The sequence below is a fragment of the Citrobacter sp. CK189 genome (genome assembly GCF_030333505.1).
GTDB lineage: Bacteria > Pseudomonadota > Gammaproteobacteria > Enterobacterales > Enterobacteriaceae > Citrobacter_B > Citrobacter_B koseri.
On the sequence record NZ_JAOWFV010000039.1, the window covers coordinates 1 to 15331 of the forward strand.

Genomic DNA, 15331 nt, shown 5'->3' on the forward strand with positions numbered 1-15331 from the left:
CCATGCCGAACTCAGAAGTGAAACGCCGTAGCGCCGATGGTAGTGTGGGGTCTCCCCATGCGAGAGTAGGGAACTGCCAGACATCAAATCAAGCGAAGGGCCCGGTCGAAAGATCGGGCCTTTTTGCGTTTACGCGCCCTGAGAACTACCGGATGGCGGCTGTGCCTTATCCGGCTCACGTTCCACCAGATAAGCGCAGCGCCACCGGGCAGTTAGTGAATGACTTGCGACAAGAACGCCCGGGTGCGCTCTGATTTAGGATGGGCAAAAAACTCTTCCGGTGGCGCCTGCTCAACAATTTCACCACGATCCATAAAGATCACCCTGTCTGCTACCGTTCGGGCAAAGCCCATTTCGTGGGTGACGCAAAGCATTGTCATCCCGGACTGTGCCAGACCAATCATGGTATCCAGCACCTCTTTCACCATCTCAGGATCCAGCGCGGAGGTCGGCTCATCAAACAGCATAATTTTGGGCTTCATGCATAGCGAACGTGCAATAGCCACGCGCTGCTGTTGCCCGCCGGAAATCTGCCCTGGAAACTTATGGGCGTGCTCAGCGATGCGCACACGTTCCAGGTAATGCATCGCCAGTGCTTCAGCTTCTTTCTTTGGCATCTTCCGCACCCAAATCGGCGCCAGAGTACAGTTTTGCAGTACCGTCAGATGTGGGAAGAGGTTGAAGTGCTGGAACACCATACCGACTTCCTGTCTTACCCGCTCGATATTGCGAATGTCTTCATTGAGTTCAATACCGTCTACCACAATCCGTCCTTGTTGATGTTCCTCCAGATGATTAATACAGCGAATGGTCGTGGATTTACCCGAGCCGGAAGGGCCACACAACACGATACGCTCCCCCTGTTTCACGTTCAGATTAATGTCTTTCAGAACATGAAACTGACCGTACCATTTATTGACGTTTTCCAGCGTGATCATCGCGTCGGCAGGTTGAATTAATAATTGGCTCATAAAATCCTCAGTGCGGCGTACGCCCGGTGTTAAAACGTTTCTCCAGATGCTGGCTGTAACGCGACATGCTGAAGCAGAAAATCCAGTAAATCAGTGCGGCAAAAACATACCCTTCGGTCGACATCCCCAGCCATGCAGGGTCAACAGTTGCCTGCTGAACGCTACTGAAAAGGTCAAATAAACCGATAATGATCACCAGGCTGGTATCTTTAAACAGGGCGATAATGGTGTTCACCAGACCCGGTATTACCAGCTTCAACGCCTGGGGTAGAATGACCAGTCCCTGGGTTTTCCAGTACCCGAGCGCCAGAGATTCCGCGGCCTCATACTGCCCTTTCGGTAATGCCTGTAACCCTCCGCGTACGACCTCTGCGACGTAGGCAGACTGAAAAAGGATCACCCCGACCAGCGCCCGGATAAGTTTGTCGATACTGGTTCCTTCCGACATAAACAGCGGCAACATGACCGAAGACATAAACAGCACGGTGATTAACGGTACGCCTCGCCAGAACTCGATAAAGATAACGGAGAGCATCCGAACGATCGGCATATGAGAGCGACGGCCCAGCGCCAGCAAAATTCCCAGAGGAAGGGCACCCGCAATACCGACGGAAGCGATGATCAACGTGAGTGTTAATCCTCCCCATTGCCGCGTTTCTACCCGCTCCAGCCCGAAGAAACCGCCATACATCAGCCACCAGACAACAATGGGATAGATAACCGCCCATGCGGCGATATAGCGCCCGCGACGGGGCATTGCTTTCCAGAACATCGGCACAATGGAGGCCAGACCAACGAGTAATGCCAGGTTGATGCGCCAGCGTTGGTCATGTGGATAAAGCCCATACATAAACTGACCAAAACGTTCGTGGATAAATACCCAGCATGCACCCGCCTTCGTGCAATCAGCACGCGTCGAACCCACCCAGTTAGCCTGTAGAAACGCCCAGTTCAGCAAGGGGGGAATGAGTATCCACATGAGCCACAGACAAAAAAGGGTTAGCAGGCTATTGGACCAACTGGAAAAGAGATTTTTACGTACCCACAAAATTATGCGACCTGCGCCGTTATTGGCCGGGCGCATGGGATGAGACAGAAGAGCTTTTGTCATCATGGTTCCTTAGCGCTCAATCAGGGCGATACGGCGGTTATAAATATTCATCAGCAGGGAAATACTGAGGCTGATGATCAGATAAACCGACATGGTGATGGCGATGGTTTCAATGGCCTGACCCGTCTGGTTCAGTACCGTTCCGGCAAACAGGGAAACCATATCCGGGTAGCCGATAGCGGCGGCAAGCGATGAGTTCTTCACGATATTCAGATACTGGCTGGTCAATGGAGGAATGATCACGCGCAGTGCCTGGGGAATGATGACCTGACGCAGCGTTACCGGATTAGGGAGGCCCAGTGAACGCGCGGCTTCATGCTGGCCGTGGGGAACCGCCTGGATACCGGAACGGATGATCTCAGCAATAAATGCCGAGGTGTATACCGAAAGCGCCAGCGTCAACGCAGCCAGTTCTGGAATTAATGCCATTCCTCCCCGGAAGTTAAACCCGCGTAACTCAGGCACATCCCAGTGTAGCGCCGCGCCAAATAGCCACTGAGCGACAGCCGGCAATAGCACGATGAGCGCCAACGCCGTAGGCCATGTTCGGCGCAATTGCCCCGTCTTAATCTGGTGCGTTTTATTGAAGCGAAAGAGCCCGGTGGAGATGACGATCGCCAGAAGGATTGCCACACAAAAAGCGATAACGCCTTCACCCAGCTGTGGCGCCGGAATATAGAGTCCCCGATTACTCAGAAAAACCAAATCCAGCGCGCTGACCGCCTGCCGTGGCCCGGGTAAATTACGCAGGACGGCAAAGTACCAGAAGAAGATTTGCAGCAATGGCGGAATATTGCGAAAGGTTTCGATGTAAATGGTCGATAACTTACGCAATAACCAGTTATCCGACAGGCGTGCAAGGCCGAGGAAAAAACCTAAAAATGACGCAAAAACAATACACAGTGCGGAGACCAACAGGGTATTGAGCAAGCCGACCAGAAAAACGCGGCCATATGTATCCCCTTGCTCGTAGTCGATCAGGTGCTGAACAATACCGAACCCGGCGCTGCGATCGAGAAACGCGAATCCTGAGGTAATCCCCCGACTGCTCAGATTGTTAATCGTATTATGAATTAAATAGACCGCAACACTGACAACCGCAATAACGGCGAGTATTTGAAATAACCAGGCGCGGACCGCAGGGTTAGAAAAGGAGAGCATTCCTTTCACGGTTGAGCGGCGATGGGACATAAGAAAACCTCGGTAACCATAACTCTGGGCTGAGCGCCGCAGGTGCGGCGCCCGTTACATCACAACGGCTGAGCGCCGCAGGTGCGGCGCCCGTTACATCACAACGGCTTAGCGTACGGGTGGTGCGTACTGAATGCCGCCGTTATTCCAGAGATTGTTCTGGCCTCGTTTGATCTTCAGTGGGCTTTCCGATCCCACGTTACGTTCAAAGATCTCCGCGTAGTTACCAACCTGTTTAATGATGTTGTAGGCCCATTTGTTATCCAGTTTCAGATCCTTACCGTAATCCCCTTCTTTGCCCAACAAATGCGCCATGTCCGGTGTTGCCGGATTCGCCGCTTTCTCATCTACGTTCTGCGAGTTAATCCCCATTTCTTCAGCATTCAGCATAGCGAACAGCGTCCAGCGGACGACGGAGAACCACTCATCATCACCACGGCGCACAACGGGGCCCAGAGGCTCTTTTGAGATGACTTCAGGCAAGACGATCCATTCGGCAGGGTCGCTCAGCTTGATTCGCAGGGCATATAACTGAGACTGGTCAGAAGCCAGCGTGTCACAGCGGCCCGATTCCAGCGCTTTGGCTGACTCATCAGAGCGATCAAAAGTGACCGGGGTGTATTTCATTTTGTTGGCTTTAAAGTAATCGGCCACGTTCAGTTCGGTATCCGTGCCAGCCTGTATACAGACGGTGGCGCCGTCCAGCTCTTTAGCGCTTTTTAACCCCGCTTTGTTATGCGTCAGGAAACCAATCCCGTCGTAATACGTCACGCCAGTGAATGACATGCCCATACCTGCGTCGCGTGAAGAGGTCCAGGTTGTATTACGGGATAACAGATCGACTTCGCCGGATTGCAAGGCGGTGAAGCGCTCCTTTGCAGTGAGTGGGGTATATTTTACTTTTGTATCATCGCCAAATACGGCTGCGGCAACGCCACGACAAACATCGACGTCAATACCCGTGAATTTACCGCTTGCATCTGCATAAGAAAAACCAGGCAGGCCGTCACTGATCCCACATTGTACGAATCCTTTTTTCTTTACGGCATCCAGTGTTGCGCCAGCATACGCCTGATTTGCAACAGCAAGCAGCACGCCGACCGCAGCCAGGCTGGCTATCATCATCTTTTTCATAATGCATCCTGTGTGGAGAAATTATCGTTATAGAGAGACGTTCTGGAACGTCTTTACCTGTCTGTGGCTTTGGCCATACTCTTTTAAGCAAAGGTAGTGCCAGGTTTTGCGAACGAATGCTCGACGCAATATGCAGAGTGTAGACAGGAAAAAATAAATGCAGCGCCCTGAAATGGTGCGAAAATGAAACGTAAGCCACATTTTGGAGCAAAATATTTAAATTTACGGGCGCTGTGCGGAATAACGATTTCGCCCGTTAATATCGGCAGGATAAGTATGATAAATGCAGTTTCACTAAGACAGAATAATGAAAAGCGCCAATCTTATAGAGTAGATATGTGAGAGAAATCTATAATTAATGATTAATAATAAGTCGATTATCCAGAGCTTTGCCTTATATTAAAAGCGCGGGTTGCCGCGCTTTTAATAAAACCTATTTCGTCAGGGCAACAATCCCCAGCGTCAGGCCTGCGACAGCGGCTGCACCACCGGCAATCGCCCCCGCTGTTTCCCAGTTATCTTGCGTGGTGCCCTTCATACAGGTATTGGTATGAACCAGACGACCCTGGTCGTCATAAACCGGAACGCAAGGAGAGTCATGCGCACACCCCGCCAGCAAGGTTGTGAGCAATGCAACAGGAATTAATCTTTTCATGGTGTTACCTCAAAAATAAACGTTTCGCTACATCCAGCAAAGTCGAATGCTCCGCTAGCTGCGAACCCGACGCTATTTTATCACGCCTTAAAAAGGCACCCGCATATGGAATAATTTCAATTCATGTGGATTGTAAAAATAATGGAGAAAAGGATGGCTAAGCGGTGCATGTCTGGTAAATAGCAGGGAAAATAAATGACTATCTTTTTAATACATAAATGGATAATTATTTTGGAAAAAGGCGCCCGAGGGCGCCTTAATTTTAGTGGTTAATCATGATGCCGGTTAAATCGACGTCTCACGACCACAAAGAAGACCGGAACGAAGAAGATTGCCAGCAATGTCGCCGTCAGCATTCCTCCCATAACCCCTGTTCCCACCGCATTTTGTGCGCCACTGCCTGCGCCATGACTGATAACCAGCGGCATAACGCCGAGGATGAACGCCAGAGATGTCATCAGGATTGGGCGTAAACGCATACGTGACGCTTCAAGCGTTGCCTCAATCAACCCTCGTCCCTCTTTCTCCATCAGATCCTTGGCAAACTCCACAATCAGGATGGCGTTTTTAGCAGAAAGACCAATGGTTGTGAGCAGGCCAACCTGGAAGTAAACGTCGTTATTCAGTCCGCGAAGCGAGGCGGCCAGCAATGCGCCGACCACGCCTAGCGGTACAACGAGCATAACGGAGAACGGAATGGACCAGCTTTCATACAATGCAGCCAGGCAAAGGAAGACCACAATCAGTGAGATTGCATACAACGCCGGAGCCTGGTTGCCGGAGAGGCGCTCCTGATACGACATGCCTGTCCAGTCATGACCAATACCGTTCGGTAATTTTTCCGCCAGGCTTTCCATTAATGCCATCGCTTCCCCGGTACTTCTGCCGGGCGCCGCTTCACCCAACAGCTCCATTGAAGGCATACCGTTGTAGCGTTCCAGACGTGGTGAGCCGTAAATCCACCGTGCCGAACTGAAGGTGGAGAACGGAACCATTTCACCGTTTGCGCTACGGACATACAGATTGTTGATGTCACCGGGCAACATGCGGAACGGCGCATCCGCCTGGACATAGACTTTCTTCACTCGTCCATGATCGATGAAATCATTCACGTACGTGCCGCCAAGCGCGGTGGAAATCGTCTGGTTGATGTCTGACAGGCTGACTCCCAGAGCCTGTGCTTTTTCCTGATCGACATCCAGCTTGAACTGTGGCGTATCTTCCAGCCCGTTAGGGCGTACGCGAACCAGCAGGTCGGGATGCTCTTTTATCATACCCAGCAACTGGTTCCGGGCTTTGGTGAGCTCCGTGTGGCCCAGGTTCGCCTGATCGATCAGTTCAAAGTCAAACCCCGTTGCCGTACCCAGCTCAATAATCGCGGGCAGGTTGAACGGGAAGACAAGACCATCCTTTATCTGGCTGAATGCCCTGGTTGCGCGGGCAACGATCGCTTCTACGCCATTTTCTTCGCCGGGGCGTTCTTCCCAGGGCTTCAGGCTAATAAAGACGATACCGGAGTTCTGCCCCTGTCCGCTAAAGCTAAAACCATTCACGGTAAAGACGGATTCAACGTTGGCTTTTTCCTGGTTCAGATAGTAGTTCTGAATCTGATCCAGCACCTGCTGCGTACGCGTCTGCGTCGCGCCAGCCGGTAACTGCACCATCGTCATGAATACGCCCTGATCTTCTTCCGGCAGGAAGGAGGTGGGTAAGCGCAGGAACAAAATGGCCATGCCGCCGACGATAAGGACATACAGCAGCAAATAACGCCCGGTCTTGCGCAAAATACCGCTGACGCTGTTACTGTAATGCCCGACGCTTTTCTCAAACAGCGTGTTAAACCACCCGAAGAAGCCACCTTTCTTTTCATGGTGATCGGCAGACGCAGGCTTAAGCAGCGTGGCGCAAAGCGCAGGCGTCAGGATGAGCGCAACCAGTACAGAAAGCGCCATTGCAGAAACGATAGTCAGCGAGAACTGGCGGTAAATTGCGCCAGTTGAGCCGCCAAAGAAGGCCATCGGCACAAATACGGCGGAAAGCACCATCGCGATCCCCACCAGCGCGCCCTGAATCTGCGACATTGATTTCTGAGTCGCTTCTTTGGGCGGTAGCTTTTCTTCCACCATCACGCGTTCGACGTTTTCCACGACGACGATAGCATCATCGACCAGCAAGCCGATGGCGAGCACCATCCCGAACATTGTTAACGTATTAATAGAGAAACCGAACGCCGCCAGGATGGCGAATGTACCCAGCAGTACAACCGGCACAGCAATGGTCGGTATCAACGTCGCGCGTATGTTTTGCAGGAAAAGATACATGACCAGGAAAACGAGGATGATCGCTTCAAACAGCGTTTTCACCACTTCATGAATCGATATTTTCACAAACGGCGTGGTGTCATACGGGTAGACCACCTTCAACCCTTGCGGGAAGAACGGCTGTAGTTCCGCAAGCTTCGCTTTAATGGCCGCTGCCGTATCCAGCGCGTTCGCGCCGGTTGCCAGCTTAATACCCAAGCCTGTCGCCGCCTGGCCATTAATCTTCGTCACCATGTTGTAGTTTTCGCCGCCAAGTTCGATGCGGGCCACATCTTTAAGATGGACCATCGAACCATCCTGATTCACTTTCAGCGTGATGCGGCCAAACTCTTCCGGCGTTTTCAGGCGTGTTTGCGCGATGATAGAGGCGTTAAGCTGCTGTCCCGGGATGGAAGGCGTCCCGCCCAGTTGGCCTGCGGCAATCTGGTTGTTCTGCGTTTTCAGCTGGTTAATAACATCTAACGGCGTCAGTTGGTATTTGTTTAACGCATTGCTGTCGAGCCAGATACGCATCGCGTACTGTGCGCCAAACAGTTGGACGTCGCCGACGCCGGATGTCCGGCTGATGGTATCTTTAACGTTAGACGCCACATAATCGGAAATATCATCCTGCGTCAGGTTCTTATTGTCGGAAACAAAACCGGCCACCAGAAGGAAGCTACTGCTTGATTTCTCGACGCTGATACCTTGCTGCTGTACCTCCTGCGGCAACAAAGGCATGGCCAGTTGCAGTTTATTTTGTACCTGAACCTGTGCGATATCCGGGTCGGTGCCGGACTGGAACGTCAACGTAATGGTTACGCTACCGGACGAGTCGCTGGTGGACGACATATACATCAGGTTATCGATACCGTTCATATTCTGTTCGATAACCTGCGTTACGGTATCCTGCACCGTTTGCGCGTCTGCCCCCGGGTAGGTTGCGGAAATCGCAACGGCGGGCGGCGCGATGGTCGGGTACTGCGCAACAGGCAGCTGCATGATCGCCAGGGCGCCGGCCATCATGAGAATGATGGCCAGAACCCAGGCAAAAATCGGGCGATTAATAAAAAAGTTTGCCATGTCCGGTTACCTTATTGCGCTGCATTCGCCGCAGGGGCATCGGTGGTGGCTTTAACCTGTTCGCCCGGGCGGGCTTTCTGCAAGCCGCTGACGATAACTTTGTCGCCCGGTTGCAACCCTTTGCTGATTAACCATTTATCGCCGATCGCCTGAGTAGCGATAACGTCGCGCGCTTCAACCTGATCTTTATCATTGACGAGCATCACCATCGCATCGCCACGCGGCGTACGCGTTACGCCCTGCTGTGGAACGAGAATGGCATTGGGCTGAATGCCTTCATCAATTCGCGCGCGGACAAACATACCGGGAAGCAGGGTGTGCTGAGGATTGGGGAAAACAGCCCGAAGGGTGATAGAACCGGTACTTTCATCTACCGTAACGTCGGAAAATTGCAGCGTGCCTTTCAGCGGGTATGCCTGACCATTTTCCATTACCAACTCGACGTTGCTGCGGGTGTTGTCTTTGTGCAGGCTACCCTGCTCGACGGACTGCCTGAGACGCATAAAATCGCTGCTGGACTGCGTCACATCAACGTAAATAGGATCAAGCTGTTGCACGGTCGCCAGTTCGGTTGCCTGACCATTGGTTACCAGCGCGCCTTCGGTGACACTGGATTTACCAATGCGGCCGCTGATCGGCGAAGTCACTTTGGTGTAGGCGAGGTTGATGCGCGCGCTTTCTACTGCGGCTTTTGCGGCGATAACGGCGGCATCAGCCTGACGAGCATCGGCGATGGCCTGGTCGTACTCTTGTTGGCTAATGTATTTTGTGCCAACCAGCGGAACGTAGCGTTTAACCGTTAAGTGCGCAATGGCGGCGGCAGCTTCGCTTTTTGCCAGCTCGCCTTTGGCGCTGTCGTAATCAGCCTGATAAGTCGCCGGGTCAATCTGATAAAGCGACTGGCCTGCTTCGATATCGCTACCTTCGGTGAAATTCCTTTTCAGTACAATGCCGCTGACCTGAGGCCGGACTTCCGCAATACGAAATGGCGTCGTGCGCCCCGGCAGCTCGGTCGTCACCGCTAAGGGGGCAGATTCGACTACGTGGACGGTGACTTGCGGCTCAGCAGGGTGAGCTTGCGTATCTCCCTGATCGTTACAACCGGCGAGTAACGCAGCGGAGATTATGATGAATGAGGGCAGGAGTGCAAACCTGGCATGTTTCGTCATTACTGTTCCTTAGAAAACCGAAGCTCGTTATTTACCGGATAACGGTAAGGCGTTAACGCGCACAAATAAAATAGCAGTTGGCTATCCTACAAATTATCAGCTCGTGATGTAAGCAATACTTATTTCCGGTCGTCATGCACGGCACGTAAAAGCAAAAAAAGATTAATATCCTGTCGTTTCATAATGCGGTGGAAAAGTAAAATCCTGTCTTTCATTAACACAAATGGAAATATGCATTCTTTTGGTGAATGATTTTATTTGATTCATTTGTATTTATTATTTATTTGGATGTATTGTGCGTAATAATACACGAGGACTCTCGTTTAAATAAAAATGAAGTGATACATTTGCGCGTTATCCCTGAACAGTATTTACTGTCATCCTTCGGTTTCAGACACACTTCATTATGGCCAGGAAAACAAAAGCGGACGCCCTCAGAACCCGACAACACTTGATTGAAACAGCGATCGTACAGTTCGCCTTGCACGGGGTCGGCAACACCACGCTAAACGACATTGCAGACGCCGCGAATGTTACGCGGGGCGCTATCTATTGGCATTTTGAGAACAAGACGCAGTTGTTTAATGAGGTATGGGGTCAGCAACCGCCGCTACGCGATCTCATTCAGGACAGGTTAACAACGTGTGGGGGCGATAATCCGCTACAGAATTTGCGTGAAAAACTGATTGCCGCTTTGCAATATATTGCCGAAGTGCCCCGACAACAGGCATTAATGCAGATTTTATATCATAAATGTGAATTTCATAATGATATGATATCAGAGCAGGATATTCGGGAAAAAATAGGCTTCAGTTATCAGGTAATGCGTGAAGCATTACAGCAATGTATGAATAAAGGACTGATTGCGACCGGTCTTGATGTCGAGGTCAATTTAATTGTGCTTCATGGCAGTTTTAGCGGGATCGTAAAGAACTGGTTAATGAATCCTTCCAGTTATGATCTCTATAAGCAGGCGCCGCAATTAGTGGATAATGTATTAAAAATGTTAGTTCCGAATGGCAATGTGATGGTACTAACGCAGAATAACAACCCGGTCGGGGAAGCGTAACGGTTATCCCTAACTGTGCGTCGGCATAATTTGCATAGAACTGGCTGGCGTACTACTCAAGGTCGGCGCAGTTGACGAGTTTGAGCGGGTTAACCGAATTCATGTTGCGGCATTTATCGTATTCCGTTGTCATCAGTTCGATCCACTGCATGAGTAATGCGTCAAAAAGGAAAACGGAGACTGCGAAAACAACCAGCCACCAATACTTACGAATCATTGCCAAATCCTGTGTATTCATGCCCAAGCGTGCAAGGAATATACACGAAACAACGCGGCAGAAAAGCAGACTTACAATGCTTTTACTTCACCTGAGACGTATCCGTCATTTCGGTCATTCGGCTCTTTTTGGACAGGTTTGTTGTCTTGCGCTTTTTCACCTTTGCCAGTTCGTTTTCCGCATAGTGAGAGGTGACGTTCAGCCTTCTGATGCCCATTTTTACGTATTCATCGTTGATTTCGATGCCGACAAATTTTCGCCCGGTTTCCACGGCTACGGCGCCCGTCGTGAAGCTTCCGGCGAAGGGATCTAACACCGTGTCGCCCGGGTTTGAGGAGGCCAGGATGATCCGGCTCAACAGCGCTCTGGGTTTTTGCGTGGGATGGTTCTCATACTCATCCATTAAGTAGCGGACGCGGGGAAAATCCCAGACGTTTCCGGGGACTTTTTGCGTGTTGTAGGGCTGGGGCGGATTTTTGCGGTAATCGATCAACGCTCTTTTTGCGCCGGTTTTGGTTTCAACCAGGATGTCATCACGATTAAACGTATAGTTCTTCGCATCTTTTACCATCATCAGGATGGGTTCATACATTGAGCCAAAATACTTTTTGGCCTGCACGCCTGAGCTGTCGTACGACCATATGATGCGGCTTTTGATATCGAACAGTTTCCTGCATTTGAGGTCGAGATAGGGCATGTTCTCCGTGCTGTTCATGATGTACATCGTGCCGTGTTTTTTCAGCACCCGATGGCACTCATCAATGCATTCAAACAGCCAGGCCAAAAAGGTCTCTTCGTCCCAGGACTCCACCAGACCATCAAAATTTTTTCCGATGTTGTAGGGCGGGTCGGCAAAAATTAAATCGGCACTTTCCGGGGGCAGTTTTTTCAATTCTGAAAGCGCATCACCGTGAATGATCTTCTTCGATTCATCGCCAAAATATTGCGGCTCAAATCCGACATTCATGAACAAACTCCTGTCTGACGCGAATAAAAAAGGCGCTTCCCCATGCCGAGTAGCGCCTTTTTAAACAAGCAATTAGCTAATCGAAATTAGTTCATGCCGTATTTTTTCAATTTTTTACGCAGCGTACCACGGTTGATGCCCATCATCAGGGCAGCACGGGTCTGGTTACCACGGGTGTATTGCATCACCATGTCCAACAGGGGCTGTTCTACTTCAGCCAGTACCAGCTCATAGAGGTCATTAACATCCTGACCGTTCAGTTGAGCAAAATAGTTCTTCAGTGCCTGTTTAACCGAGTCACGCAGGGGCTTTTGAGTCACCTGATCCTGAGAGTTAACGGTAGAAACGGTCAGTACGTCAGAATTTACGCGTTGTTCGAACATAGTTCTGTCAGCTCTTTATTTCATTACGCAAAATTTTCGAAGTATGCCTCCAACGCCTCCAGCTGTTCGCTGGCATCCTCAATGGCGTTGAATGTGCGCCGAAACTGGTCATTTGGAGCGTGCTCCTGGAGATACCAGGAGACGTGTTTACGTGCAATTCGGTACCCTTTTGCCTGGCCATAAAAGTCATGCAGTTCCCGAACATGCGCGCAAAGCAAGCGCTTAACCTCTGCCAAAGGCAGGGGGGGTAGCAACTCCCCAGTGTCCAGATAATGCTGGATTTCCCGAAAGATCCAGGGTCTTCCCTGAGCTGCGCGGCCTATCATCAGGGCATCCGCCCCCGTATAGTCGAGCACAGCTCTGGCTTTATGCGGGTCAGTAATGTCGCCATTCGCGATAATCGGAATGGAAACTTTCTGCTTAACTGCCCGAATACTGTCGTATTCAGCATCTCCATTGAACAAACAGGCGCGGGTGCGTCCATGAATGGTCAGAGCCTGAATGCCACAGTCTTCAGCCAGTTGGGCAATCTCTACGCAGTTACGGTGTTCCGGGGCCCAGCCGGTGCGAATCTTCAGGGTGACAGGAACGTCCACTGCACTCACGACCTCGGTTAGTATCGACTTCACTAAATCCGGGTACTGCAAGAGGGCTGAACCTGCGAGCTTGCGATTCACTTTTTTAGCCGGACACCCCATATTGATATCAATAATCTGGGCGCCGCTTTCCACGTTAATACGTGCGGCATCGGCCATCTCAACAGGGTCGCTACCGGCGATTTGCACCGTGCGAACGCCTGGCTCATCAACGTGCACCATCCGTAAACGAGATTTGTCGCTTTCCCAAACCTGCGGGTTAGAAGACATCATCTCGGATACCGTCAATCCTGCTCCCATCTCATAGCACAGCGTCCGAAAAGGTCTGTCAGTAATGCCAGCCATGGGCGCTGCGATCAGGCGATTTCTAAGCTGGTATTGTCCGATGCGCATGAGTTAAGAAATGACCATACTGTGACTGCAAGGCGGCGTATATTACGCATTTTTTGCACGAGATGAAAGGCCAAACTTTGACCAATCCTCTGAGGTGGATCAAAGAATCGCGGTTAAGATGAACGATGAGAATTAATTAACTTTATAAATCATTGCGTTATAAAATGATGCCGAATTTTTATACGCTTACAATTTTGCGTAACTTCTCATTTTTTCTTCTATGGCTGACGGCTGGACAACATAATCTGCTGATTTAACCAGCAGATTATCGTTTCATAGTGTGATCACCGCCTCATTTCAGGACAGGATCGCGAAGCGTCGGTATCGACCATTCGTTAATGACGCGGCCATTCAAAGGCTGGACAGGGCGATTGTTGGCAGGGTGTATCGTATGGCGAAACTTTTCCAGTTGACCGGCAGAAAGCGTCATAGGCTGTTTCAGGACAATCCAGGTTACGCCTTCGCTACAGGGAGGCGTCGTTAACGAACCGCTAAAGCGCCAGTAGGTTCTGTCTTCCGGCAACAGCAGATTGATATCGACGGGGGAAAGCAACGGTATGCTGTCGCCCGGGGTTGCCGGGATGGATTGCCATAAACGTTCAATTGCCTCATTTGGCTCACCGATATCAAACATGACGGCAACGACGGCAATCTCACCTTCCTGGTTTTTGTGTGTCAGGTGCAGCTCCATCGCATAGTGTTTACCATTGATGGTATTTTCACTTGGGGCATGAAAATGAAATTCTGCTAAAGCATAAGGCTGATCGTCAATCTGAGCGAAAGCAGAAGAATAGGGGTTCATTGTTGCCTGAAGAGTGTGGTTAACGTTCAGGAGCATGTCGGCGCGATCGATGTACTGTACGTTAAGCGGCGGGAGCTGGATTTCATTCGTGGTGAGAATATCAACAGGGGACTGGCTCATCCCGGTCTGGCACAGTTTGTATGCTTTATTGATTTCACCCCAGTGCGCGGGAGAGGTGTCGCCTTCATAGCTCCAGTCAGTTGCCGAAACGGAAACGGGAATCATACAGATTGCCAGAAAGGCAGTGGCCAAAGAAATTAACTTCATGCATTTACCCGATGAATTGAAAACAACATAACATTATATAAATCAATCAATTATAAAGAATATTGTATCGGTGACGAGCAGGAGAGGAAAGTGAATCGTGTGAAAAAGGCGTGGCCAGATGACCACGCCGGAAAGGACTGATTATTTTTTACGACCGGTAATGCGGCACCACTCTTCTTTCTCTACCACCGGGTCGAGCGTAAAGAGTTCGGTATAGGCTTCGCATACGCTTTCCGCCTGGCTGGCCAGGATACCGGAAAGCCCCAGTAAACCGCCCTCAACGGGCAGTACGCTGATTAACGGGGCCAGTTCACGTAATGGGCCAGCCAGGATGTTAGCGACCACCACATCGGCTTTCATGGCTTCTGGCTGGTCTTTGGGGAGATAGAGCTCCAGACGCTCAGATACGCCGTTGCGCTCTGCGTTATCACGGCTGGCCTGGATCGCCTGCGGATCGATATCGATCCCGATAGCTTTCGCTGCGCCCAGTTTTAATGCGGCAATCGCCAGGATGCCGGAACCGCAGCCAAAGTCGATCACTGTCTTACCGTTCAGATCAAGCCCGTCGAGCCATTGCAGGCAGAGGGATGTGGTGGGATGCGTGCCGGTACCGAAGGCCAGACCCGGGTCCAGCATGACGTTGACGGCGTTCTCATCCGGTACATCGCGCCAGCTCGGGCAAATCCACAGACGCTCGCCAAAGCGCATCGGGTGAAAGTTGTCCATCCATTCGCGTTCCCAGTCTTTATCTTCCAGTTGCTCAATCTTATGCGCGAAACCCGCACCCAGCAGCGGATGATGCTCAAGGATTGCCACCACCTCTTTCATGTCGGTTTCGGCATCGAACAGGCCGATAACGTCGGTATCGCCCCACAGACGCGTTTCACCTGGCAGCGGCTCAAATACCGGCGTGTCGTGCGTGTCCTGGAAGGTCACAGAGACCGCGCCGGTTTCCACCAGCGCATCGCTAAGTTCTTCGGCGTTCGTACCGGTCGTATTCAGTTTCAGTTGGATCCACGGCAT

At 51.1% G+C, this 15331-nt stretch carries 14 protein-coding genes and 1 rRNA gene; 2 read left to right on the forward strand and 13 right to left on the reverse strand.

The genetic code is table 11. The features are described 5' to 3' along the window. Positions 1 to 82 (forward strand): 5S ribosomal RNA (gene rrf / locus OGV83_RS21650); the annotation flags it as partial. A gap of 130 nt (positions 83 to 212) precedes the next feature. Here the strand turns inward: rrf and OGV83_RS15685 are convergent. From OGV83_RS15685 to OGV83_RS15715, 7 genes are all read right to left on the reverse strand, one after another. After that, positions 213 to 971 (reverse strand): amino acid ABC transporter ATP-binding protein, encoded by a 759-nt coding sequence (locus OGV83_RS15685; protein ID WP_012135408.1) that lies wholly within the window; start codon positions 969 to 971, stop codon positions 213 to 215. Between the two features lie 7 nt (positions 972 to 978). Further along, positions 979 to 2082, reverse strand: a complete 1104-nt coding sequence (locus OGV83_RS15690; protein ID WP_024130997.1) for an amino acid ABC transporter permease — start codon at positions 2080 to 2082, stop codon at positions 979 to 981. A gap of 9 nt (positions 2083 to 2091) precedes the next feature. Then, a complete protein-coding gene (locus OGV83_RS15695; RefSeq protein ID WP_058668172.1) occupies positions 2092 to 3273 on the reverse strand; it encodes an amino acid ABC transporter permease in 1182 nt (393 codons plus the stop codon). A 108-nt stretch (positions 3274 to 3381) separates the two neighbouring features. Then, complete coding sequence (locus OGV83_RS15700) at positions 3382 to 4407, reverse strand: amino acid ABC transporter substrate-binding protein (protein ID WP_058668171.1); 1026 nt, start codon at positions 4405 to 4407, stop codon at positions 3382 to 3384. A 433-nt stretch (positions 4408 to 4840) separates the two neighbouring features. Further along, positions 4841 to 5062 (reverse strand): putative periplasmic lipoprotein, encoded by a 222-nt coding sequence (locus tag OGV83_RS15705; RefSeq protein ID WP_012135403.1) that lies wholly within the window; start codon positions 5060 to 5062, stop codon positions 4841 to 4843. A gap of 269 nt (positions 5063 to 5331) precedes the next feature. After that, a complete protein-coding gene (locus tag OGV83_RS15710; protein WP_110493742.1) occupies positions 5332 to 8445 on the reverse strand; it encodes an efflux RND transporter permease subunit in 3114 nt (1037 codons plus the stop codon). A gap of 11 nt (positions 8446 to 8456) precedes the next feature. Beyond that, positions 8457 to 9614 (reverse strand): efflux RND transporter periplasmic adaptor subunit, encoded by a 1158-nt coding sequence (locus OGV83_RS15715; RefSeq protein ID WP_115181055.1) that lies wholly within the window; start codon positions 9612 to 9614, stop codon positions 8457 to 8459. A gap of 406 nt (positions 9615 to 10020) precedes the next feature. On the opposite strand from OGV83_RS15715, the gene envR reads away from it, so the two are divergent. After that, positions 10021 to 10683, forward strand: a complete 663-nt coding sequence (gene envR / locus OGV83_RS15720; RefSeq protein ID WP_110123633.1) for an acrEF/envCD operon transcriptional regulator — start codon at positions 10021 to 10023, stop codon at positions 10681 to 10683. Positions 10684 to 10735: 52 nt separating this feature from the next. Here envR and OGV83_RS15725 read toward each other — a convergent pair whose 3' ends face one another. The 6 genes from OGV83_RS15725 to prmA form a co-directional block, all read right to left on the reverse strand. After that, positions 10736 to 10900, reverse strand: coding sequence for a DUF2556 family protein (locus OGV83_RS15725; RefSeq protein WP_047460895.1), 165 nt, complete (start codon positions 10898 to 10900; stop codon positions 10736 to 10738). Positions 10901 to 10982: 82 nt separating this feature from the next. After that, positions 10983 to 11867 (reverse strand): adenine-specific DNA-methyltransferase, encoded by an 885-nt coding sequence (gene yhdJ / locus OGV83_RS15730; protein ID WP_115181056.1) that lies wholly within the window; start codon positions 11865 to 11867, stop codon positions 10983 to 10985. An 86-nt stretch (positions 11868 to 11953) separates the two neighbouring features. Next, on the reverse strand, positions 11954 to 12250 hold the full coding sequence (fis, locus tag OGV83_RS15735) for a DNA-binding transcriptional regulator Fis (protein WP_000462905.1): 297 nt from the start codon (positions 12248 to 12250) through the stop codon (positions 11954 to 11956). Positions 12251 to 12273: 23 nt separating this feature from the next. After that, a complete protein-coding gene (dusB, locus tag OGV83_RS15740) occupies positions 12274 to 13239 on the reverse strand; it encodes a tRNA dihydrouridine synthase DusB (protein ID WP_115181057.1) in 966 nt (321 codons plus the stop codon). Between the two features lie 292 nt (positions 13240 to 13531). Further along, positions 13532 to 14308: a carbonic anhydrase gene (locus tag OGV83_RS15745; RefSeq protein ID WP_049010084.1), complete on the reverse strand. Its 777-nt coding sequence runs from the start codon at positions 14306 to 14308 to the stop codon at positions 13532 to 13534. 141 nt (positions 14309 to 14449) lie between these two features. Continuing rightward, complete coding sequence (gene prmA, locus OGV83_RS15750) at positions 14450 to 15331, reverse strand: 50S ribosomal protein L11 methyltransferase (protein ID WP_047460904.1); 882 nt, start codon at positions 15329 to 15331, stop codon at positions 14450 to 14452.